Source organism: Ruegeria sp. BHSA163, from assembly GCF_059613365.1.
The window spans coordinates 39,146-61,723 of the sequence record NZ_JBXWSJ010000020.1; the positions used below are offsets into that span (position 1 = coordinate 39,146).

Below are 22,578 nucleotides of genomic sequence, written 5' to 3' on the forward strand. Positions count from 1 at the left end.
TGTCTTAGGTCGGGTGGCGACCCTTAGGTAAGGGCAGCCACTTTTGAACTCAGCTGCCCAGTTCGCTTTCGATCAGCTTTTTGAATTCTTCGTAGGATTGGTTGTCAACTTTTTTGCCGTTGACGATGAATGACGGCGTTGCCCGAATGTCATCACGCTCAGCGTTTTCCTGATACCATGCAACCAACGTTTGAGCGCGCGTACCGTCTTGCAAACAAGCGTCAAGTTGCTTGTTGTCGATTCCAGCTAGGCGGCCAATTTTGCGAAGCTCATCCACGATTTCGGTCGGTCCACCTGCGCGCGTCCATTCCGACTGCCCTTCGTAAATCAAGTCTGTGATGCCAAAGAATTTTTCAGGCCCGGCACAGCGCGCTACCATCGAGGCCCACAAACCATAGCGGTCGAAGTAAACCTCACGATAAGTGAACTTGACCTTTCCGGTGTCAATAAAATCCTTCTTGAGCTTCTTGTACGCCCCTTGGTGGAAATTCGCGCAGTGCGGACAGGTATAGGACGCATATTCGATTATCTCGACGGGCGCGTCAGCGGCCCCCTGAACCATTTCGACAATAGTCGAAGTATCCAGATCAGCCTCTTGTGCTTCAGCACTGCCAATTAACGTGGGCGCTGGTGTCGAATTCGGCAAAGTTAACCAATAGCCGCCCGCGGCTACGGCTACGACCGCACAGATTACAGTTGCAATACGGCTCATTCTAAGCCCTTTCTTAGTGTTTCTGTTTGGATAAAACGTTCCGGCCAAGACGTTCAAGGGCCGCGCGTAAATCCACATCATTTACGTCACGCGACACTTTATCAGCCTCAACTGCGATTTCAGGTGCGATTTCAGGATTTTCCTGTTTCGGTTTGTGGTCGAAGCTGGCCTGCCCATCTGCGAATCCCGTCGGAGCGGTCTGGGTAATTCGGATATTGGTTATTGCACTAAACCCATAGACCGCATTCACGCGTTCTCGAATTTGTTCCTTTTGCATATCCAGTATCGGGCCCTGAGGTCCGGTCGTAAGCACGGTCAGAGTAGCCCCAAAATTGCCATTGCCATACCCTACTTTCACCGGTCGGGCGATCGCGGCAATGTCTTGGCCCACAATTTCAGCCCAATGGGTAAGCAAACGCGAAACGGCAAACCCGCGGCTCTCGCCAGCGCGCCGAATTTGATCGTTCAGCAAGGTTGCGGTGCGCTTGAACCCGCGGGTAGAAGAACGTCTGCTTTGCATCTGGTTTCCAACTTTTCCGCGCCTATTGTAATGGGTGATGGCCACGGCGCCAGCGAAACTCGACAGGAAGATAGATAAAACTTGCGTGACCCCGCTGAATCAGACGTTAGTACCGCTTTGCTGAGGTGGTACGACTACCATGCCAGAGCCATGCCATGGCGTGTTGCGCCAATGGATCGTGTCGCAGGATGTGTACCCGACCCTTACCGGGTCTGGCTATCCGAAGTCATGCTACAACAGACAACCGTTGCCGCCGTTCGCGAATATTTCGTCCGCTTTACAACGCGCTGGCCAGACGTAAAGGCTCTGGCGGCTGCTCCCGACGATCAGGTCATGGCTGAATGGGCCGGTTTGGGTTACTACGCCCGCGCCCGCAACTTGTTAAAATGCGCACGGGTAATAGCAACTGTCTACGACGGGAAATTTCCAAGCAGCTATGAAGCCTTGACGAAACTACCGGGCATAGGCCCGTACACCGCTGCAGCGATTGCCGCGATAGCATTTGATCGGCCTGAAACCGTAATGGATGGCAACGTTGAGCGCGTTATGGCCAGGCTGTTTGACATTCATGACCCTTTACCAGGTTCAAAGCCCAAACTGAAGAAAAGGGCTGCCGAGCTTACACCGGATGAACGTCCGGGTGATTATGCCCAGGCCGTCATGGATTTGGGCGCCACCATTTGCTCACCTAAGTCGCCAGCTTGTGGCGTTTGCCCAGTTCGAACATGGTGCCGTGCCCAGTCTGCTGGCTCACAATTCGAGTTGCCCAAAAAGTCCCCTAAAAAACCAAAACCGACCCGGCACGGCCACCTGTACATTGCACGGCGAAACGATGGTGCATTGCTTTTGGAACGCAGGCCGGAAAAAGGTTTGCTCGGTGGCATGCTGGGATGGCCTGGATCAGACTGGTCCGAAACCCCTGTGCCTGCGCCACCCTTTCCGGCAGATTGGACCGAGTTGAGGGGCGAGGTCCGCCACACTTTCACGCACTTTCATTTGATACTGCGCATTTGGACCGCAAACTTACCTGACGGAACCATTCCAGAAGGTTTGATCATTCTGGACAAACACAATTTTCGCCCGAATGATCTTCCTACCGTGATGCGCAAAGCCCATTCCCTTTGGCGCGGGCAATAGGTCACTGCGAATTAATTGGGGCGAACTAGACTGCCCACTCCAGGTACGGAGCACCAGGATGATCGAGCCAAACAAATTGTCACGCTGGCGAACTGCATTGCCTTTCTGGGCCTCGTTCCTTCTGATTCCTGTCATCTGGATTTCGGCAATTGCTGGGGGATGGTGGATTCTTTTGGTTCCACTGTCCACTTGGTGGGCCTATGCCGTGCTGGACCATTTTGTTGGCCTGAATCTGGATAACGCTATCCCTGAAACACCTGATGGTCAGCTACGCTGGTACATCCTTTTAACCAACGCCTGGGCACCTGTTCAATTCATCACTCTGTACGGGCTAATCTGGTATGTGAGCGGGTCGCAAACACTGTCATCGCTGGAAAAGATCGGTGTGTTTTTCGGCATGGGCGTGATTTCAGGCACAATTGGGATCAATTACAGCCACGAGTTGATGCATCAATCGGACAAGCTTGAACGATGGCTGGCGGATATTCTGCTCGCCATGGTACTCTATTCTCATTTCCGGTCCGAGCACCTTTTGGTTCATCATCGCTATGTTGGAACTCCACACGACCCAGTAACTGCGCGTTACAACGAAGGGTTTCACCGCTTTTACCCTCGTGTCTTGAGGCAAAGCCTTGTTTCCGCGTTCCGAGCCGAGCAACAAAAACTGGCCCGGAAAGATTTGCCTTGGACCGACAAGACTAATCCATTCTGGCGATACTGGATTCTGCAGGGCAGCATGCTTTTGTTGGCGCTTGCTGTCGGTGGCTGGGCCGGACTAGGCCTGTTTCTGGTCCAGGCTGGCACTGCAATCTGGCAACTGGAATTGGTTAACTACGTCGAACATTACGGGTTAACTCGTAAATATTTGGGCGACGGAAAGTACGAACATGTACGCCCGCGGCATTCCTGGAATTCTTCCCAAAAAGCCTCAAACTGGCTACTGATCAATCTTCAGCGCCATTCTGACCACCACTACAAGCCGAACCGCAGATTTCCTTTGTTGCAACACCATTCACAGGACGCAGCACCGCAGCTCCCTTACGGTTATCCCGTCATGACAGTCGCTGCTATGATCCCACCACTTTGGAGACGTGTCATGAACCCCAGGGTACAAGCCTGGAGGCAACAATATTACCCTGAGATCACGAACTGGCGCCCTTACAACAATGCTCAAAACCCGGCACCTAGGACTTAGGTCAAGCCCGTTTCACCCAGATGGATTGTCAGCGGATCGTAAAACCCAGATATCCATCGGCAGGCTAACGCCACGGACTGTTTGTTGATTCAAGGCGACAAAACCAGACATTGTTTGTTGTGTACTGGGAGTTTCCTTAGATGATTGCAATCTAACCGCGTCGCTTATGACGACACGGGCGCTGTACTCGCGCGTCATCGCCTCCAGCTTGGCTGCAACATTGACCGCATCGCCAATTACAGCAAATTCCAAACGGTTTGCGCCAATATCGCCCAATACTACGGAGCCATAGTGGACACCAATTCCAACGGCAATTTCAGGCTCCCCGGCGCGGACGCGCTCCAGGTTCCAGCGATCAATGACCCCTACCATAGCTTTTGCACAGGCCAGAGCGTTACTGGCATCCAAAGGCGTTGGAACCGGCGTCCCGAAAGTCGCCATTAAACCATCCCCCAAATATTTGTCCAACGTACCGTGGTGACGAAAAACCTCGGTCTCCATTCTTGCGTGAAATCCGCGCAGAACTTCGATCACGTCGTAAGGATCGCGACCAGCCGCAAAGTTTGTGAACCCGACGATATCGATGAACAATACAGCGACGTTTTCTTTCCGAACCTGCTTTAGCGGTTCGTCATTCTGACTCAGCGCATCAACCACGTTGGGTGAAAAATATCGGGAAAGGTTGGCCCGTTCGCGTTCCAGACCGGCATTGCTCATCAATAGCCGATTGAGACGTTGCATCGAAACGCCCAGCGTCACGGCCACCATCACAAAGACTATGACCTGTTGAACCCGCTGCGGCACCATAAAGCTGTTGGGGTCAAGCATCTCTGCCACGTCAGGATATCCTTGCAAAGCTTCGGCCACTCGCTCGCTGATTCCAGGAATTGGCGACGCAACCCACCAGGCAATGACCCAGCCAATCGTCCACATTCCTGCAGTCCAGGTTCCGATGGCCACTACCGTTCGCCAGGAATAAGCCAGCGTTCCAGCCGCCAAGATTATAAAGAAGTACTGGAAATTGTCGAACCTGTACTGCATGGCCAAGGGCCGAACATCATCGCTGAACGGGTTGGGAACGATCATGGCCGTTGTCATGATCAGAAGGTCCAGAAAGATCAACAGCAACTCTGTTCTTGATTGTCCAACTCGACCAGCGCGGCGGATCAACCATCCATTCGCGCAAATCAACAGAAGAATGAAGTGATACCACAACACTTCCCAATGCGGGTTTAGAAAGATCAGCAAAACACCGGTCAGACCCATTGCAATCCATCTGGCCCGCACCGCCAGTTCCAGCCCTTCCTGCTTATGCCGTTCCAGCGCGGCCTCGGTATATTTGTTGTCCAGATCAAACTTGTCTGGCTGGGTAAGAAATATCCTATCGATACGGGATTGGCGGGCGCTTATGTCGGTCATTGCCTTAATCTCCCATACGGGCTTTCAGTTTCTACACTATGCAACCACCACTGGCGCAAAAACAAAAGACCCCGCCGTAGCCGGCGGGGCAAGGCTTAGTGCCATGTGTCAGGCCACAGGCACCGGCGGTATTGGTGAAATCAGTTGTGCATCTCAGCTCGGATTTGTTGGCGCAACACATCGATCGGCACAGTTTTGCCATCTCGCTTGAAACACCAATAAGTCCAGCCGTTGCAGGAAGGCGCATTTTCCAGATGCGCGCCCACCTGATGGATCGAACCCTTTACGTTGTCGCCAACAAGCGTGCCGTCGGCCCTGACCTTGGCCTTGTGGCGCTGGTTCATGGAATAAAGCTCTTCGCCCGGGCGAAGCATGCCGCGTTCGACCAGTTGACCAAAGGGTACACGTGGCTCAGCACGTTTGCTGGCGCTGACTTCAAGCGCTTCTCGGTCAAATTTGCGAACCTTGGCGATGCGCTTTTCCGCAACCTTACGATAACTTTCTTCCCGCTCGATCCCGATAAACTCGCGGCCCAGCATCTTGGCGACTGCTCCGGTCGTTCCAGTTCCAAAAAACGGGTCCAGGACAACATCTCCCGGGTTTGTCGAACCGATCAAAACACGGTGCAACAAAGATTCGGGCTTTTGCGTTGGGTGCGCCTTGTCACCATTTTCATCCTTAAGCCGCTCATGCCCAGTACAGATTGGCAACACCCAATCACTACGCATTTGCACACCTTCGTTAAGTGCTTTTAGCGCCTCATAGTTGAACGTGTACTTGGCTCCCTCGCGCTTGGAAGCCCAGATCATGGTTTCATGGGCGTTAGTAAACCGCTTGCCTCGAAAATTGGGCATAGGATTCGATTTGCGCCACACGACATCGTTTAATATCCAGTACCCCGCGTCTTGAAGGGCCGCACCGACACGGAAAATATTGTGATATGATCCGATCACCCAGATCGCGCCGTCGGGTTTGAGTAGTCGATGAGCAGCCTTCAGCCATTCTCGCGTGAATTGATCGTAAACGGCAAAGCTCGAAAATTGGTCCCAATGATCGTCAACCGCATCCACCTGGCTGTTGTCTGGTCTATGCAACTGACCTTTGAGTTGCAGGTTATAGGGCGGGTCCGCAAATATCAGGTCAATCGATGCTGCGGGCAGACTGTTCATCGCTTCGATGCAGTCGCCGGATAGAATCGAGTTTAAAGGGAGCGCGGATGCGCCCTTTGTCTTGGTCGTTGTCATTTCACTGCCTCAGTTCCACGGCGCTTTTGCGCTCATTTGGTTGAGACAAGGATGAGTCAAAGTCGATTCGCCGTCAATTTCTTTTTTGAATCAGAGACTTACAATTTACTCTTGATACAATATATTGTGGACCGGCTTGAAAGAAACTCTATGATGTGGGGTCGCACCAAGATTTCGCAGCGCTTCGCGATGCTGTTTTGTCGGATAACCCGCGTTCGCCTCCCATCCATAACCCGGATGCTGTTGCGCCAAATCCACCATCAGCTTGTCACGCCAGTTCTTTGCGACAATTGAAGCGGCCGCAATCGAGAGTGATTGCGCATCCCCTTTAACCACCGCCTGAGACGGAACGCGAATGTCACGCGGAATCATGTTTCCGTCGATCAGCAGAAAATCTGGCGTCGGGGTCAACGCTTTCACAGCACGCACCATCGCAAGATGTGACGCTTGCAAGATGTTCAACTCATCAATCTCGGTCACAGATGCCTCGGCTATGGAAATTTGGGCACGGTTGTGAAGCTCTGCGTCCAATGCGGCCCGACGCTTGGCAGTCAGCTTCTTTGAATCATTCAAACCTTCGGGGATGTCCACCGGATTCAAAATTACGGCCGCAGCTACAACCGGGCCGGCCAAAGGGCCCCGACCTACTTCATCAACACCAGCGATCCTGACACGCCCACCCGCCAGTAGTGCTTGTTCCAGCTCGTAATTCGGTTTCATCATCCACCTAGGCAAATCGCGTTTTAACAAAACCTGCAAGGCGAAAGAGGGGATGACAACAGCCACCCCCTCCCGACGCGACGCTTCTGCGGTGTCGCTCCTGCTCGATATTCGCAATCAATAAACGACGCGATAACCGTATTGGCGCAAGCAGGCGGGTTCGTAGGCTCGTTTTACCTTTTTCCCGTTCCAGAAGCCAACCTCGCATTGGCTCGGCAATTTTTTTGCATGCTTGTAGTATTTGCTCAGGCAATTTGGCCCCAGCAAAGGCCGGGAATTCGAATAATTGTCATACGTGCGTAAGCAGCGCCGAGGTAGGTCGTATCGCGCCACACGATCCGGTAATGGGCGTACACTTGGATATCTTCTACTGGGCTTATTGTATTCAAGACGCGGGGCGCGGGTTATCGCTTGTTTGCGTTCCCGCCGTTCCTGCTTGGAATAATGGTGCAAGGCTGCTCCTACGATGGCAATGGCTGCTAATCCACCCAAAATATCCTTGGCGTCGGCAGCCCGTGCCTTGGAGGCTGAGATGCCCGTGACGATGACGGCTGTAGCGACGATCAGAGCGATGAATTTACGATGCATGGTGCATGTCCTTTCGGATGTTCCAGTGACCCGCAACGGGCCGTGTAAATGATGCTCTGACTCTGTGGCCGGCCCCTTTGGACACACAATAACAGCTGATTGATATCGGATAGCGGTAGCTAAAAGTCATTGAGGATATTGAATATCGACCGGGCCCATGCGCAGGATGCAGCCTATGAAACACATCCTCTCTTCTCTGGCCGCCTTGGCCTTGGTAACGCTGAGCACCGCGGCTTCTGCCGCCGACTGCTACGCGGATTACAAAGCCAAACAGGACGATCCTCTGCGCCTGCACTATGGCATTATGAAAGTGTCAGCGTGCGACAAGGGACAAGCGACAAAGGAAGTTTCCAAGCGGCTCAAGTCTTCTGGTTGGACCCTGCTGAACGTGATGTCCGTTTTCGGAGCGGAAAGTTTGGATCAAAGGAAGGAAAATGCCGGAAAATACTATCTCCGTTACTGAGGCGCGCAGGTCAGGTGTGAGACTGGTCGGGGTAGGTATCGCCGCGATCGTTTTAATCCTGATCACTGCGGCAGCCTTCTTATTTTGGACGCTACCTGACGCCAATGCCTTTAACGCACGGGTTGAACGACTGTTTGTAGAAAGCGACCTGACTGCGCAGGCCGAAATCCGCCTATTGGAGATACTTGCGCAGTCCGGAACCGCATTTGCGGACACTCTGTCCAGTTATCGGATGGTGATTTTTGTTCTGTTGGTCTTTGCCAGCGCCATGCTGATTACTGCATTGGTGTTCCTTGTTATGCTGGTTCTGTTGAACCGTCGCATGGCGCAGATAGAACGCACCGGTATTCAGGTGACATCGTTGTTAATTAGCCGCGAGGAAAACACGGTTTACCTGAACAACATGGATTTTCGCCTTACCCCCGCGGCGATGGAAACGCTCTCGGTTTTGGCGGAGTCTCGTATGGACGACGAAGTACTTTCCGGCGCACAAATCGAAGCCGTTATTTCAGGCCGGGACGCTGCAGATTGTGACGAAGCCGCTGGAGCCACACGAATAAAACGCCTGCGCGATGCGTTGGGAAACCAAATGGTCAGCGAGTTGCTGGTGAAGAACATCGCAAAGAGGGGCTACATGCTGTCGATCGAAAAAGATGTGATCCAGATGATCTGAGCTTGCCTGAAACGGTAAATTCCACGTCACGCCCCTTGGAATTGGTCCTGAAAGAACCCATCCTAATAATGCCCTAGCAGTGGAGGCTGATGATGAACGTCCATGCCACGCCAAGGACTAAAGGCTACGGGATTTCCGTTGAAACTCTGCCAGATCGTATTGCGATCTATCGCGGAGACGTGTTGCTGGCGGAAAGCAGCAATGCCAAAGTAATGTACGAAACTAGATTACCACCCGCGATCTATGTCCCGCGCTCAGACCTTTGTGTTGAACTAAGTGCTGAAACCGATTTACAGACTTTTTGTCCGTTCAAAGGCACTGCCACCTATCACGATATCAACTTATCGGGGGAACGGCTTACTAACTCGATTTGGGCTTACGAGGACGCCCTGCCAGAGAGCGCAGCCATACAGGGCCATATTGGGTTCCTGCCGAGTGCCTACACACACATTGATTTGGGCGACAATACCCTGCGCGATCCGGAAGATGGAAACATTAGCGGTCCATTGATCGATTGGTTAATGCGCGGTGCGTCCGACATAAAAACAGCGGAAGAGTTCACCAAAGCTTTATCGGAAAAAATGTTGGAACATGGAATCGCTCTCCAACGACTTAGCGTCTTGGTTTGGTCGTTGCACCCATTGATCGCCGGCAAACACCATATTTGGGAAAAGGATACGGCCGAGATTTCGACCAATGTCCCAACATACGAAATTCATGACCATCCTGCGTTTATTAACAGCCCGTTGCGGCATGTCTCGAATGGTTTGGGTGGAGTACGACAACGTCTCAATGTCGAGCATCCCAACAACAGCTTTCCAATCATGGAAGACTTACGCGCCAAGGGCGGTACTGATTACGTAGCGATGCCGCTGCCATTCTCGGATGGTCGCATCAATGTACTTACATTGACCAGCGACCATCCCAAGGGTTTTACCACTGAAAATCTGGGGCTAGTGTTTGAATGCTCAGCTGTTATCGCTCGGTTCTACGAAGTGTTTATGCAGCGCGAAAACGCAAAGGTTCTGCTGGAAACATACGTCGGCAAGCGGACGGGAACGCGTGTTTTGGGTGGAGAGATTCGCCGCGGCGACGGTGACGACATCGACGCGGCTATTATGTTTTGTGACTTGCGAAACTCGACCATTCTTGAGGAAAAACTTGGGCGGGGCGCCTACATCAACCTATTGAATGAATTCTTCGAGACAGTATCTGGCATAGTGCACCAAAACGACGGTGAAGTTCTGAAGTTCATCGGTGATGCTGTTTTGGCTGTTTTCCCGGCCAGTGACAATCCGGCCACCGCCCGCGAGAACGCGCAACGCAGCGCCGTTGAAATCGTTGAAAAGCTAGCTGAAAACCGCCAATCAGATATGTCCGGTGACTGCGATTGCTCAATCGGCATTGCTTATGGCCGCGTAACATATGGTAATGTCGGATCCCGCGAACGCCTGGACTTCACTGTTATAGGTCAGGCCGCCAATATCGCTGCCAGATTGGGCGAATTCAGCAAGTCCACGGGGCACAAAATTGTCGTTTCAAACGATATCGAGCCGGTCTGCAATCAAGCGATCCCGCTAGGGCAAATCAAGCTTCACAACGTATCGCAACCAGTAACTGCTTACGCATTGCAGGCCGTCGAAGACCCTATCGCACGCCGCTGAACCTCAGCGGCTTGATTTTGCTCAGCCAACCAGACGATAGCTTAGCAGCTAGATTTCAATCTCAGGCGTCTCCAAACATGGTTTTTTTCTAGACACTTGAGATTGAAAAGCGCCGCGGAATTACAAGATTTCAACCACCCAATAGAATGAGGGCAGTTTGCGCTGGTGAAATAGTCGCTTGAATCTGCGCAATCTGATTTCGCGCCAAATATGTGTCAGTAAGTTTGGCAACCACTTCAGGATCCGTAAATTGAGACATTTCGTCGGAACCTGTGACCCGTGATAGCCTATCCTGAAAAATGGCTACCTGCCGGTCGAGGTCAAGCTGCGCAATCGACGACGGCAATGCGTGAGGCTTTCGCAGGGACCTGCCCCTCAGAGCCAATTGGAAGAATATTCATCGGGTTCTCCGAAATTTGTTTCTAACTTTCTCAAGCAGACCTGAAAGCGGTTAAAAAAAATGTAACCTCCTTGGGGGCAGATATCCGGCATACAAACGGAGCCCGGAGCAAAATGCCCAACCCGCTGATGAACATTATGGCCTCAATCCCGGCTGGCACTTCTGCTGGCGCACCCCAGGCTGACCAACCGGAAGGACAGGAAGGTTCCGATTTCCTCGAGATATTGAACCTGTTCGCCCCGGTGGACCAAGCCACCCAAGACGAAACTGAGATTTCGGCATCGACGGCTGAAGAAATCGAAGCCGAAAACGTCGAAGCGGAGCTGCCCGATCTGGATGGCGAGGTGCCGATGGTCGGAGCGCCGTTGGCAATCGACGCAGAACCGATTCGTCCAACAGCCTCGGCCGAAACGCAGGAGCCTTCGGCAGAATCTGGCACCAAGGTACCAACGCACAGTGCCGTCGCAATCGAACAAGTGACGTCTAAGACGACTGAACTGTTTGAGAATAATCCAGAGACGGAAGCCATTGCTTCGGGCGGTAGAGCCAACGATCCTCAGTTCAGAAGTATTAATCGGTCTGCCGAATTGCCTGTTCAGAACAACAGCGCACCGAATGTCCATCGAATCAACACCATTGAGATTGCGCACAAGGCCGCCATTTTGCGCGAGACGGGTGAAATCCCAAAACAGGACAAATTTCCGACGGACATTCCGGAAAAGCTCGATCAGGCGCCGATGAATTCGAACCCTCAAGCCCGCGCGGTCAATTACGTGGCCCCATTCTCAGCCCCTGCTGTTAACACCACGCCTTTGATATTTACGCCTACGCAGGACCCGACAACAGAGTTGGGCGAGTCGATGTTCGACAGTGACCTCGGCACTGTTTCCACGGTTCGAGACGGGCCAAGTTCTTCGGTTATCCGCGATAGCTCAACCCTACCTGCGACCGTATTTACGCGTCCTGAAACGGCGCGGGCCGTCGCGGGACAAATAGCCGCTGTCGTGACAACAAAACCCGGCTCTGGAAACGTCGAAATCGCCCTCAATCCCGAAGAGTTGGGACGTGTCTCGATATCCATGGGCGGTCGGGAGGACGGCTTTTATCTGATGATCTCGGCAGAAAGGCCGGAAACGCTGGACTTGATGCGACGGCATATTGGCGTTCTGTCGGCCGAGTTTCAGAAACTGGGATTGGGTGACCTTTCCTTTGACCTCAGCATGGCCTGGGGCTCTCACCAAGATGCAAATGATTCACCTCAGCAGGCTCTTTTTGATGCCGCCGATTCAGAAGACTTGGCCGAACCCGCACCGCGACCCACACCAGCAGGCCTTGAACGCGGCCTTGATCTAAGGCTTTGATCCATGACTACATCAGTAAATTTCCCGTCTCAATCCACACCGGCTGTAGAAAACAACTCCAAGCCGCGCGCATCGATACTGACCTCTGATTTCGAGACTTTCATAAAGATGTTGACCACTCAGGCGCGCTATCAGGACCCATTAAAACCATTGGATTCCGCAGAATATGCGTCGCAGTTGGCCCAGTTTTCAATGGTCGAACAACAGGTGCAAGCTAACGAGCTGTTATCCGGGCTTGCTGTCGCCCTTAGTGGAAGCCAGTTGGATAAGATGTCCAACTGGGTCGGCACTGAAGTACATGCAGCAACCGCCTTTCGATACGATGGTGAACCAGTGGCAATTGAAACGCACGCAGAACCACATGCTGACAGGGCGGAACTGATTTTCCGTGACGCTGACGGCGTTGTGGTCGCTCGCGTTCCTGTACCCGTAGAAGATGTCGAGTATTCTTGGGCAGGCGAAGACAGTGAAGGTGAGGAGTTGCCCCAAGGTGTCTATTCGGCAACGTTGGAAAGCTACAAGGGTCGCGACAAAATTTCGAACAATCCGGCAGCGGTTTACAATAGGGTAGTGGAAGCACAAATGCATGATGGCGAGGTCGCTTTAAAACTGGACAGCGGTGCGATTGTTTTAGCGGACTCGATCACGAGCATTCGCAAGGGCGCTTGATCTGGCGGTCTGGGCGGTCCATTGCTTGGGTATCCGCGACTCGCCCAATGACCTGGTACCAACCTGACTGATCCACTTTTCCCCCCGGCCAACTTGGTGGCGCAATTGGAGGCACAAGGGCTTGTCTCATCGCTGGTAAGATTCGAAACACTTTTCGGCGGACGCACTAATCGGGTTTGGAAAGTTTTGGGCGGTGACAATAATGCGGTTCTGAAACTGTACCGCGCCCCTTTTGACAATCCACTTTTCCGGAACGACGCAGAATCTGAGGCAAAAACTTTACAGGCACTCAAGTGTACTGGGTTTGTCCCCAAAATAAGGGCGACAGGAGCATTCGAGAGTTCCAATTGGGTGCTCTACGACCATGCACCTGGTACACCTTGGCAAGAAGGTGTTCAGAAAGTTGCTCAACTTCTACGTACACTACACGAATCCAAGATAAAATTAGATGCGCCTGCAGGGTGTAACGGCACTGGTGATCTTGAAGCGAACGCTTTGCGTATCTTGGCGAAATGTCGAACGAACTCCAAAAGCCGCATGGACCGTTACAAACCCAAAACTTATATTGCCCCGACCCGTGATACTCGCTTGATTCACGGCGATCCGGTTCCGGGCAATATTCTGGTATCTTCATCAGGATTGACTCTAATCGATTGGCAATGCCCGGCCTGGGGCGACCCTTGCGAGGATTTGGCAATTTTTTTATCCCCTGCCATGCAATACATCTACCGTGGCGCACCACTAACCACGGCAGAAACAGACAGGTTCCTAACTGCTTACGGACAGCCAAAAATTACCGAGCGCTACAACGCACTGCGTGCTTGGTTTGCTTGGCGCATGGCGGCCTATTGCCTTTGGCGAATTGAAAACGGAGCTTTGGATTACTCGGCTGGATTCGATCTGGAAATAGCGACACTCTAATCTTTCAGAGATCAGCCAACGCCATCAACGCGTAGGCTGGCGGCATCAAAGCGCGGCGCCAACGACCCAGTGGAAACCGCCGAGGAGGGGTGGAAATCGGCAGGGGAATTTCCGCTGGTTGCTGCATAGCTAATCGGGCGAGTGCCTGACCGCAATACGACCCCATCGCAACGCCGTTGCCGTGGTAAGCAAAACCCGCAAAGCATCCGGGTTGATCAGGAACGGCGCCCACAAATGGTAACAAGTCCCAGGCAAGACATACGAACCCCGACCAGACATTCGTGACTTCTACCTGCGACCAAGCCGGAAACATAACATGAAAATTCCGGAGCACCTTTTTGCGAATTTTCGCCTCGGCCTTTGGGGAAGATATCAGCCCGCCTCGCATACCAAAGAGAAATCGTTTGTCTGGCATCAGGCGAAAGTAGTGCAGAAGGTGCCGTGTGTCATAGCATATCTGGTTCGAAGACCAGCCCTGTGCCTGTAATTCAACGTCCGTCAGAGGACGCGTTACGAGAACCGTTGATTGCGCAGGCATGTATCGGCCCGCCATCCAAAGTGGAAAGTCTTCACTGGAATAACCGTTTGTGCAAAACAAAACCTTCTCCGCACGCACGCTGCCCAATGGTGTGGAAAGTTGATACCCGACGGCAGTCTTTCGAACGTCCAACGCAGCACTGCGTTGAAATAGTTCCGCACCCTGATCACGCGCCGCCGCCGCCAAACCAAAAAGGTACTTTCTGGGGTTCAGCCCAAACCCGACCGGAGTGGTATACCCCCCAAAAAAAGTGCCACCCAGCCCTAGCGCCGGCAAATCGTCTGCTTCATGCAATACACCGCCTGCTTCACCTTTCTGCCGCAGCTTTTTCATTGCCTTCGCAGAATGGGCAAGCACCGTTTCACCTTTGGAATGGGTGTCGGCTTCAATCCGATACCGCGCCAGCAACTCGGCAACCAGGTCGACTGCATCGACTTCCGCCTGCTCATATGCCTGCGCCGCAACCTCTCCGTACCGTTTTACCAAAGTCTCGGGCTTCAGCTTGGACCCCCCCAGACAACAAAACCCTCCATTTCGACCGGAGGCGCCCCAACCGGGTGTCTCGGCCTCAAGCACAACAACGGATTTGCCTTCTTCGGCCAGATGCAAGGCTGCGGACAGACCTGTGAATCCGCCGCCGATGACTGCGACTTCAGCGTCTAATTCGCCACTTTGGATGGGCCAATCCGGTGCTTGAGTCGTCTCATCCCACCAACAGTTTTGTCTTGGTCCAGGACCATAGCTATAGTTTGGGAAGATGCGCTTCATTCCACACGCGCGGCAGCCAATTCATCCTGCCGTTGCCGCATCATCGCACGTTTCGTCACAAGTGAAGCTGTAACTACCCCAATAGTGACAACGGCAATCATAAGCGTTGAAAGCGCGTTGATCTCGGGGCTTACACCGAGGCGTACTGCCGAGAATATTTTAATTGGAAGCGTCGTTGCTGACGGGCCCGAAGTGAATGAAGCGATCACCAAATCGTCCAGCGAAAGCGTAAAGGCAAGCAACCATCCCGATATCACCGCTGGCGCTATGATTGGAAGCGTAACCAGCCGAAAAGCCTGAGCGGGTGAACACCCCAGATCCAAAGCTGCCTCTTCCAACGAGCGATCGAATGTAACCAATCGCGAAGATACGACCACGGAAACAAAACACATCGAAAATGTCGTATGTGCTAGTACAATGGTCAAGATACCCCGATCCAAACCAATGCCGATAAAAAGCAGCAAAAGCGAAAGGCCAGTTATCACTTCGGGCATCACCAATGGCGCGTAGATCATACCTGAAAACAAGGTGCGACCAAAAAATCGACCCCCGCGCACCAGGACGTATGCTGCGGCTGTGCCAAGGGCTGTCGCCAAGGTCGAGGAAAATACCGCGACTCGCAAAGTGACCCAAGCGGCATCCAAAAAAGCCTCGTTCTGAGCCAGTTCCCGGTACCATTTAGTCGAGAACCCAGCCCAAACCGTCACCAACTTACTTTCGTTGAAGCTGAAGATAATCAGGATGATCATCGGAATGTATAAGAAAGCAAACCCCAGCGTCAGGGATACAGTATTGAACCAGCTTAACTTGGTCATTGTTCTGCCTCCGTCTGCTTTTGCTGGTTTCGCTGGAACAACACGATCGGAATAACCAGAATTAGCAGAAGGACGACTGCTACAGCACTGGCTACTGGCCAGTCTCGATTCGAGAAGAACTCCTCCCATAAAACTTTGCCTATCATCAGCGTGCCGGACCCACCCAACAGCGACGGGATAACAAATTCACCAATGACTGGGATCATCACCAAAAAGCATCCTGCAATAATTCCGGGTCGCGAAAGCGGCACGGTGATAAGCCAGAACGCCTGTATGCGAGAGCACCCCAAATCTTCGGCAGCCTCGATCAACGACCCATCCAACCTTTCGAGCGCCGAGTAAATTGGTAGGATCATAAATGGAAGATAGGTGTAGACGATCCCGATATATACCGCGGTATTGGTGTTCAAAATGGTCAATGGGGTCGAGATGATACCGGTCCAAAGCAGCAACTGGTTCAGGTAGCCTTCGTTGCTGAGAATACCCATCCACGCATAAACCCGGATCAGAAATGATGTCCAAAAAGGTAGAATCACCAGCATCATCAATGTCGGCCGCCATTCTTGCGGCGCCCGGGCCATTCCATACGCAATCGGATAGCCGACCAACAGCGTGAAAAACGTTGAAATCAGCGCAATCTTGACGCTTGATAAGTAGGCTTTCCAGTACAGATCATCCTCGGTCAACCAGACGAAGTTTTCAAAGTCCAACTGGCTGAAAAACTCTTTGATCCCTGCCCATCCTTGGCTCAGGTCAAGCGTAGGAGTGTAAGGAGGAATAGCGAGTTCGGTGTCCGACAAAGAAATCTTTAATACGATGAAGAAGGGCACCAAGAACAGTGCCAGCAACCATACATAAGGTACTGCTATCAGAAAAGCGCGCCGCATCAGCTGGTCAACAGAACCGCGGCAGTGGCTGTCCAAGACAACCAAACCGGGTCTTCCCAAGAAAATGAGCGCCGCGAAATTCGACGTGTGTTGGCCGTCTGCGCCTTAATTATCGTGCCATTCGGCAACTGGACGTGATAGGTGGATAGGTTCCCTAAATATGCAATGTCATGCACCTTACCCTGAATCGCGTTAACTGCTTCTGCGGGGCGTTCCGCCGAGATCGTCACCTTTTCTGGCCGGATCGCCAGATGACAAGTTTGCCCATTACTGAACGACGTAGCTGAGGTTGCAGTAATCGGCGCCTGCCCTTCGGCCCAATCGATTTGGTAGGCGTCATCCCCGTTCGCGGTGGCGCGTCCCGGTATAATGTTTACGTCACCAATAAAGTCAGCCACATAAACCGAAGCTGGTGTTTCGTATATTCGATCCGGTGTGGCCACCTGCATCAACTTGCCTTGATCCATTACAGCCACACGACTGGCAACAGTCATGGCTTCTTCCTGATCGTGGGTAACGATCACAAAAGTGGTGCCGGTTTTTTCTTGAATATCCATCAATTCAAACTGCGTATCCTGGCGCAGTTTTTTGTCCAACGCGCCCAGAGGCTCGTCCAGCAGTAGCAATTTAGGGGCTTTGGCTAGGGACCTCGCCAACGCCACCCGCTGACGTTGGCCGCCGGAAATTTGATGCGGCTTCCGTCTTGCAAACTGTTCCAATCGGGTCAGCCGCAACATCTCTTCGACACGATCTTCCAAATCGTGCTTGGGCACGTTGTTCCTGCGCAAACCAAAGGCGATGTTGTCCCAAACGCTGAGATGCGGAAACAACGCGTAAGACTGGAACATCATGTTGACAGCACGCTTGTTGGGCGGGATCGGATCAATGTCCTGCCCGCCCAACAAGATGTGCCCATCTGTTGGGGTTTCGAAACCGGCCAACATCCGCATCATTGTGGTTTTGCCACAGCCCGACGGGCCCAACAAAGCAAAGAATTCTTTTTCAAAAATATCCAGAGACAGATTGTCGATAGCCGTAAACTCACCAAACCTTTTGGTGACATTCTGGAATTGGATCAAAGGTTTCGCCTGTGGATCATCCCACGGCGCAAAGACGCTAGAGTTCAAAACGGCCCCCGTTCGTCGGTCTGGAGAAAGGGCAAGGCGCGCATAACGCCTTGCCTGGAAAATCGGATCAGGTGCCCGATTTTATCTTGGTCCAAAGACGCGTAACAACGCGCTGGGTTTTTGCTGGATAGGGCGTCGTGATATACAAGTTCTGCATTGTACTATCATCCGGATAAATCGCCGGATCGCCAATTACGTCCTCTTCCAGAAATTCTTGAGAGGCTTCGTTGCCGTTTGCATAGTACACATAGTTAGAAGCCGTCGCCATGTTGTTGGCGTCCAGAATAAAGTTCAGGAACTTGTGTGCGCCTTCGGGATTCGGTGCATCAGCAGGGATCGCCATCTGGTCGAACCACATCAATGACCCTTCGGCAAAAGGATGGTATTCGATCTCGACCCCGTTTTCAGCTTCGGCAGCACGGTCGCGTGCTTGCAAAATGTCACCTGACCAACCTACAGCAATACAGATATCGCCGTTTGCGAGCGCGTTGATGTATTCTGAGCTGTGAAACTTTTGAATATGAGGACGCACACTAACCAGAATCTCTTCTGTCTTGCCAATCACGTCAGTGTCGTGGCTGTCAGGATCTTCGCCGATGTATTGCAAAACCATCGGAATTATCTCCGAAGGCGCATCAAGGAAATGCACGCCGCAAGACGCGAGCTTCTCCATATTCTCGGGCTTCAGCACTAAGTCCATGCTGTTCAGTGCAACGTCATCACCCAGCACTTCCTTCACCTTTCCGACGTTCACACCAATGCCAGTGGTGCCCCACATGTAGTTGATCGAATAAGCGTTATTTGGGTCATACCCGGCCGTACGTTCTTGAATGACATCCCAAAGGTTGCCTGCATTAGACAACTGTGACATGTCCAGTTCCTGAAATGCTCCGGCCTGGATCTGACGTTGCAAAAACGTGCCCGACGGAACCACAACGTCGTAGCCAGAACCGCCTGCCAGCATTTTGGTTTCCAGAACCTCGTTACTGTCAAAAACGTCATAGATCAGGGTCAATCCTGTTTCTTCTTCAAACTTGCTTAGCAAGCTTTCATCGATGTAATCCGACCAATTGTAGACCCGCACTTCTTCAGCGAGAGCCGCCGAAGTCCCCAGTGCCATGATCGCTGTCATCGTCAGCGCTTTTAGTTTCATTGTCTTCTCCCTGTAGATGTACGGGTATTTTCCCGTTTTTTAGGATTTGATCAAGTTTTGCGTTTTTCCGAGATCGAGCTTATGGTTTCATGGGGCTTCATTGTTGACAAGTCACAGGGGCCTGAACCGGGATGAACCAATTGGATTTGATCAAAAATAAGGCAACCACAGCTCAGATGAATAATGAGAAACAACCCGCGCACGAGCAGGTATACCAAACCCTCAAGGCACAGATTCTGTTTGGCGATCTTGTTCCAGGTCAGCCCGTTACAATTCAGGGCCTGAGTGATTCGCTGGGCGTCGGCATGACACCGGTCCGCGAAGCCATCCGCAGGTTAATCTCGGACGGCGCGTTGGTGTTTCAAGGCAACCGCAGAGTCAGCGTTCCGCTGCTGTCGGACGTTCATGTGCAAGAGTTGATATTTGCAAGAAAGGCCATAGAATCAGAGCTTTCCAAGCGAGCTACCGCAAATCTCAACGAGGCGAACATCGATCGGTTGGAGCAGTTGGACAAGCAATTGGATCGCACCATTTCGGAAGGGGACGTGGGCGGCTACCTGCGTTTGAACCACGCCTTTCATGAAACCCTTTACTCCTTTGCCGACGCGCCGATCTTGTCCGATTTGGCTGAGCGTTTGTGGCTGAGATTCGGGCCGTCTTTACGCGTTGTCTGCGGCCGATTCGGCACCCAAAGTTTGCCGGACAGGCACAAGGATATCATCTCGGCACTTCGTAACCGGGACTCAGAAAAGGCCGCGTTGGCCACGGCGCAAGACGTCGAACAAGGCATGGATTTGATATCTGGCGCTCTGGCGACCCGCACTTAGAATGCGATTCGATTGACAGCAATTAATTTGATCATATTCTAGCCCCGAACGCTCTTGCAGGAGATTCTTTGATGTCGACCATTACCAATCACATGCCGACTGCCGAACTACAGGCCCTGGATTCGGCGCATCACATACACCCGTTCTCGGCTAATAACTCGCTGGGGAAAGAAGGCGCGCGCGTCATCACCAGGGCAAAAGGCATCTACCTGACTGACAGCGACGGTGAGGAAATCCTCGATGCAATGGCCGGGCTGTGGTGTGTCAATATCGGCTACGGCCGGGACGAATTGGCCGAAGCAGCTGCACGGCAGATGCGGGAACTTCCCTACTACAACACGTTTTTTAAAACGACTCACGTGCCCGCAATAGCGCTGGCCGCGAAGTTAGCGGAGTTGGCACCCGGTGATTTGAACCATGTGTTTTTTGCTGCGGGCGGGTCCGAAGCGAACGACACCAACATTCGATTGGTCCGTACCTACTGGGCTGAAAAAGGTCAGCCGGAAAAGAACATCATCATTAGCCGCAAGAATGCCTATCACGGATCATCCGTTGGGTCGGCGTCTTTGGGCGGTATGGCTGGAATGCATGCTCAGGGCGGCATCCCGATTCCCAACATCCACCACATCAATCAACCAAACTGGTGGGCAGAAGGCGGCGACTCGCAACCCGAAGAGTTCGGTCTGGCGCGCGCTCGTGAACTGGAAGAGGCCATACTGGAACTGGGCGAAGACCGCGTTGCCGCGTTTATCGCGGAACCCGTACAAGGCGCCGGTGGCGTTATTGTTGCCCCTGATTCTTACTGGCCAGAAATCCAACGCATTTGCGACAAGTATGACATCCTTCTGATTGCGGATGAGGTTATTTGCGGATTTGGCCGGACAGGAAATTGGTTTGGTTCCCAGACAGTTGGAATTAGGCCCGATATCATGACGATCGCCAAAGGCCTGAGTTCGGGATACGCCCCAATCGGTGGTTCGATCGTCAGTGACGAGATTGCAGAAGTGATCGGCGGAACGGAATTCAATCACGGCTACACTTATTCCGGCCACCCGGTCGCGGCTGCGGTCGCCTTGGAAAACCTGCGTATCCTAGAAGAAGAAAAAATCGTGGATCACGTACGCGATGTCGCCGCCCCCTATCTGAAGAAAAAGTGGGAAGCATTGGCAGATCATCCGCTGGTAGGAGAGGCTAAGATCGTCGGCATGATGGCGTCAATTGCGCTTACCCCCGACAAAGCGAGCCGCGCCAAGTTCGCGTCCGATCCCGGCACTGTAGGCTATGTCTGCCGCGATCGGTGTTTCGCGAATAACCTGATAATGCGCCACGTAGGTGACCGTATGATCATCTCACCACCATTGATCCTTACAACCGATGACATCGATGAGATGTTCGTACGCATCCATAAGTCTTTGGATGAGGCGCAGGCCGACATCATCGAAAAAGGACTGATGAAGGCAGCTTCGTAAGGGTTAAAATTTACTTTTCTGGTCACGCAGGGCGGTTTTCTGGGACCGCCCTTCCGTGATCGCAACAGCGGTAATTATAGCCCTTTCAATTACGATCACTTCTAACTTCCCGGAGCAAGAAATGCTCAGGAACGCAACCAAGGAGGCCTTTTACCAATCCTTTCGAGCAAGAAATCCATGAAAACCCGGACCTTGGCCGACAACACATTGGACTGAGGATAAATCAGCCTCAGAACTGTTTCCTCGGCGATCTTGTAGTCTGGCAGCACTCGAACAAGCACACCCGACGAAAGCTCGTTGTGTACACTCCAAAGTGAGTTTGCTGAAATGCCCGCCCCAGCCAAAGTCGCCAATTTATGGCTACGACCATCATCCAAAATCAATCGACATTTCGCTCGCCGGGGCGCAATCAGATGCTCGCCACCATTCCGGCCAATTAGCCTGATTTCGTTGGTGTTGCCGAACGCAATAAACTGATGGTTGTTTAAATCGTCTGGGGCCTCAGGTCTTCCATGCCTTTCAAGGTATTCTGGCGAAGCACATAGTACACGTGTATCGTCAGCAAGTTTACGGCCACGAAAACTGGAATCCTCTAGAACAGCGTTACGAAGAGCAAGATCGAAGCTGCCTTCGATTAGGTTGAACTGCTGGTCCGAAAGCCTCAGGTCAAGCGTCAAATCAGGTTGCTCTGCCATGAATACCGGCAAGATTGGCGCAATGTAAAGTTGCGCGAAAGTACTTGGTGCCGTGAACCTAAGCGTGCCCGAAACGCAGGCGGTTCCTTGACCCAAAGCGGCACGCGCAGCGTTTTCCCGGGCAATAATTTCCTGAGCATATGGCAAGAACTCTGCGCCTTCTGTGGATAGCGCCACTTTACGAGTCGTGCGGTGCATCAAATCGGCACCGATACTTTTCTCTAATTTCGCCATCCAAGCGCTTGCGACAGAAGGCGCGAGGCCAAGTTCTCGGCCAGCGGCGCTAATATTCAGCCTTTCTGCTGCAAGCACAAAAAGGCGAAGGGTATCCGTGTCCATATTATATCCAAAATCCGAATTCTGATATCAATATCGACCCGTTTATTTCGAAAAAACAATCCTGCAAATAGGAACTGAACGAAGAAACCAACCTTGGAGCCAAAACAAATGGCCTACTATTCCGTACTTGCTGTCACACCAACCAACGAAGACTGGATCCCAGATTATCTTCCAACGGCGAATAAACTGGTTGCAAAGCATGGCGGCAAATATCTTGCCTGAACTGCAACCCACACTCAGGTTGAAGGCCCGTCTCAGCCTGCTGCTTTACGGA

At 52.4% G+C, this 22,578-nt stretch carries 24 protein-coding genes; 11 read left to right on the forward strand and 13 right to left on the reverse strand.

The genetic code is table 11. The features are described 5' to 3' along the window. Positions 1 to 49: 49 nt before the first annotated feature. Positions 50 to 712, reverse strand: a complete 663-nt coding sequence (locus AC2FNV_RS11175) for a DsbA family protein (RefSeq protein WP_170479270.1) — start codon at positions 710 to 712, stop codon at positions 50 to 52. Between the two features lie 13 nt (positions 713 to 725). After that, positions 726 to 1,232 (reverse strand): DUF721 domain-containing protein, encoded by a 507-nt coding sequence (locus AC2FNV_RS11180; RefSeq protein WP_496773315.1) that lies wholly within the window; start codon positions 1,230 to 1,232, stop codon positions 726 to 728. A gap of 81 nt (positions 1,233 to 1,313) precedes the next feature. Here AC2FNV_RS11180 and mutY point away from each other — a divergent pair, with 81 nt between their 5' ends. Together mutY and AC2FNV_RS11190 are read left to right on the forward strand one after the other, a co-directional pair. Further along, entirely contained in the window at positions 1,314 to 2,369 is a 1,056-nt protein-coding gene (gene mutY, locus AC2FNV_RS11185) for an A/G-specific adenine glycosylase (protein ID WP_170603200.1), read from the forward strand. Between the two features lie 58 nt (positions 2,370 to 2,427). After that, on the forward strand, positions 2,428 to 3,564 hold the full coding sequence (locus tag AC2FNV_RS11190) for an alkane 1-monooxygenase (protein ID WP_170603198.1): 1,137 nt from the start codon (positions 2,428 to 2,430) through the stop codon (positions 3,562 to 3,564). Between the two features lie 12 nt (positions 3,565 to 3,576). On the opposite strand, the gene AC2FNV_RS11195 is transcribed toward AC2FNV_RS11190, so the two are convergent. From AC2FNV_RS11195 to AC2FNV_RS11210, 4 genes are all read right to left on the reverse strand, one after another. Further along, positions 3,577 to 4,983 (reverse strand): adenylate/guanylate cyclase domain-containing protein, encoded by a 1,407-nt coding sequence (locus AC2FNV_RS11195; protein WP_170603196.1) that lies wholly within the window; start codon positions 4,981 to 4,983, stop codon positions 3,577 to 3,579. Between the two features lie 140 nt (positions 4,984 to 5,123). Further along, positions 5,124 to 6,227 carry a site-specific DNA-methyltransferase gene (locus AC2FNV_RS11200; protein ID WP_170479279.1) on the reverse strand — a complete coding sequence of 368 codons (1,104 nt, stop codon included), beginning with the start codon at positions 6,225 to 6,227 and terminating at the stop codon, positions 5,124 to 5,126. Positions 6,228 to 6,332: 105 nt separating this feature from the next. Then, positions 6,333 to 7,064: a ribonuclease HII gene (gene rnhB, locus AC2FNV_RS11205; protein ID WP_174823092.1), complete on the reverse strand. Its 732-nt coding sequence runs from the start codon at positions 7,062 to 7,064 to the stop codon at positions 6,333 to 6,335. Beyond that, positions 7,065 to 7,535 carry a hypothetical protein gene (locus AC2FNV_RS11210; protein WP_170603192.1) on the reverse strand — a complete coding sequence of 157 codons (471 nt, stop codon included), beginning with the start codon at positions 7,533 to 7,535 and terminating at the stop codon, positions 7,065 to 7,067. It lies immediately after the preceding gene. A gap of 175 nt (positions 7,536 to 7,710) precedes the next feature. On the opposite strand from AC2FNV_RS11210, the gene AC2FNV_RS11215 reads away from it, so the two are divergent. From AC2FNV_RS11215 to AC2FNV_RS11225, 3 genes are all read left to right on the forward strand, one after another. Beyond that, on the forward strand, positions 7,711 to 7,998 hold the full coding sequence (locus AC2FNV_RS11215) for a hypothetical protein (protein ID WP_496773318.1): 288 nt from the start codon (positions 7,711 to 7,713) through the stop codon (positions 7,996 to 7,998). Beyond that, positions 7,970 to 8,671 (forward strand): winged helix-turn-helix domain-containing protein, encoded by a 702-nt coding sequence (locus tag AC2FNV_RS11220; RefSeq protein WP_170603188.1) that lies wholly within the window; start codon positions 7,970 to 7,972, stop codon positions 8,669 to 8,671. The genes AC2FNV_RS11215 and AC2FNV_RS11220 overlap by 29 nt, the downstream gene beginning before the upstream one ends. A gap of 92 nt (positions 8,672 to 8,763) precedes the next feature. Beyond that, positions 8,764 to 10,335, forward strand: a complete 1,572-nt coding sequence (locus AC2FNV_RS11225) for a DUF427 domain-containing protein (RefSeq protein ID WP_170603186.1) — start codon at positions 8,764 to 8,766, stop codon at positions 10,333 to 10,335. Positions 10,336 to 10,465: 130 nt separating this feature from the next. Here AC2FNV_RS11225 and AC2FNV_RS11230 read toward each other — a convergent pair whose 3' ends face one another. Next, complete coding sequence (locus AC2FNV_RS11230) at positions 10,466 to 10,720, reverse strand: DUF1217 domain-containing protein (RefSeq protein WP_437436815.1); 255 nt, start codon at positions 10,718 to 10,720, stop codon at positions 10,466 to 10,468. Between the two features lie 128 nt (positions 10,721 to 10,848). Here AC2FNV_RS11230 and AC2FNV_RS11235 point away from each other — a divergent pair, with 128 nt between their 5' ends. From AC2FNV_RS11235 to AC2FNV_RS11245, 3 genes are all read left to right on the forward strand, one after another. Then, positions 10,849 to 12,096 carry a flagellar hook-length control protein FliK gene (locus tag AC2FNV_RS11235; protein WP_170603184.1) on the forward strand — a complete coding sequence of 416 codons (1,248 nt, stop codon included), beginning with the start codon at positions 10,849 to 10,851 and terminating at the stop codon, positions 12,094 to 12,096. A gap of 3 nt (positions 12,097 to 12,099) precedes the next feature. Beyond that, entirely contained in the window at positions 12,100 to 12,765 is a 666-nt protein-coding gene (locus AC2FNV_RS11240; protein ID WP_170603182.1) for a flagellar hook capping FlgD N-terminal domain-containing protein, read from the forward strand. A 96-nt stretch (positions 12,766 to 12,861) separates the two neighbouring features. After that, a complete protein-coding gene (locus AC2FNV_RS11245; RefSeq protein ID WP_367648128.1) occupies positions 12,862 to 13,686 on the forward strand; it encodes a phosphotransferase family protein in 825 nt (274 codons plus the stop codon). Between the two features lie 4 nt (positions 13,687 to 13,690). Here AC2FNV_RS11245 and AC2FNV_RS11250 read toward each other — a convergent pair whose 3' ends face one another. From AC2FNV_RS11250 to AC2FNV_RS11270, 5 genes are all read right to left on the reverse strand, one after another. Next, positions 13,691 to 14,992 carry an NAD(P)/FAD-dependent oxidoreductase gene (locus tag AC2FNV_RS11250; RefSeq protein ID WP_170603180.1) on the reverse strand — a complete coding sequence of 434 codons (1,302 nt, stop codon included), beginning with the start codon at positions 14,990 to 14,992 and terminating at the stop codon, positions 13,691 to 13,693. Further along, complete coding sequence (locus tag AC2FNV_RS11255; protein WP_496773322.1) at positions 14,989 to 15,807, reverse strand: ABC transporter permease; 819 nt, start codon at positions 15,805 to 15,807, stop codon at positions 14,989 to 14,991. Before AC2FNV_RS11255 ends, AC2FNV_RS11250 begins: the two co-directional genes overlap by 4 nt. Continuing rightward, positions 15,804 to 16,694: an ABC transporter permease subunit gene (locus tag AC2FNV_RS11260; protein ID WP_170479309.1), complete on the reverse strand. Its 891-nt coding sequence runs from the start codon at positions 16,692 to 16,694 to the stop codon at positions 15,804 to 15,806. Before AC2FNV_RS11260 ends, AC2FNV_RS11255 begins: the two co-directional genes overlap by 4 nt. Beyond that, a complete protein-coding gene (locus AC2FNV_RS11265) occupies positions 16,694 to 17,821 on the reverse strand; it encodes an ABC transporter ATP-binding protein (protein ID WP_170603176.1) in 1,128 nt (375 codons plus the stop codon). Before AC2FNV_RS11265 ends, AC2FNV_RS11260 begins: the two co-directional genes overlap by 1 nt. Before the next feature lie 67 nt (positions 17,822 to 17,888). Beyond that, complete coding sequence (locus AC2FNV_RS11270; RefSeq protein WP_170603174.1) at positions 17,889 to 18,974, reverse strand: polyamine ABC transporter substrate-binding protein; 1,086 nt, start codon at positions 18,972 to 18,974, stop codon at positions 17,889 to 17,891. 131 nt (positions 18,975 to 19,105) lie between these two features. On the opposite strand from AC2FNV_RS11270, the gene AC2FNV_RS11275 reads away from it, so the two are divergent. After that, a complete protein-coding gene (locus AC2FNV_RS11275) occupies positions 19,106 to 19,801 on the forward strand; it encodes a GntR family transcriptional regulator (protein ID WP_496773325.1) in 696 nt (231 codons plus the stop codon). 71 nt (positions 19,802 to 19,872) lie between these two features. Further along, the gene (locus AC2FNV_RS11280) at positions 19,873 to 21,270 is read left to right on the forward strand and encodes an aspartate aminotransferase family protein (RefSeq protein ID WP_170479316.1); all 1,398 of its coding nucleotides are present in this window, start codon (positions 19,873 to 19,875) and stop codon (positions 21,268 to 21,270) included. Positions 21,271 to 21,395: 125 nt separating this feature from the next. Here AC2FNV_RS11280 and AC2FNV_RS11285 read toward each other — a convergent pair whose 3' ends face one another. Further along, positions 21,396 to 22,304, reverse strand: a complete 909-nt coding sequence (locus tag AC2FNV_RS11285) for a LysR family transcriptional regulator (RefSeq protein ID WP_496773327.1) — start codon at positions 22,302 to 22,304, stop codon at positions 21,396 to 21,398. A 108-nt stretch (positions 22,305 to 22,412) separates the two neighbouring features. Between AC2FNV_RS11285 and AC2FNV_RS11290 the strand changes: the two genes are divergently transcribed. After that, positions 22,413 to 22,526, forward strand: a complete 114-nt coding sequence (locus tag AC2FNV_RS11290) for a DUF1330 domain-containing protein (RefSeq protein ID WP_496773329.1) — start codon at positions 22,413 to 22,415, stop codon at positions 22,524 to 22,526. Positions 22,527 to 22,578: the final 52 nt, after the last annotated feature.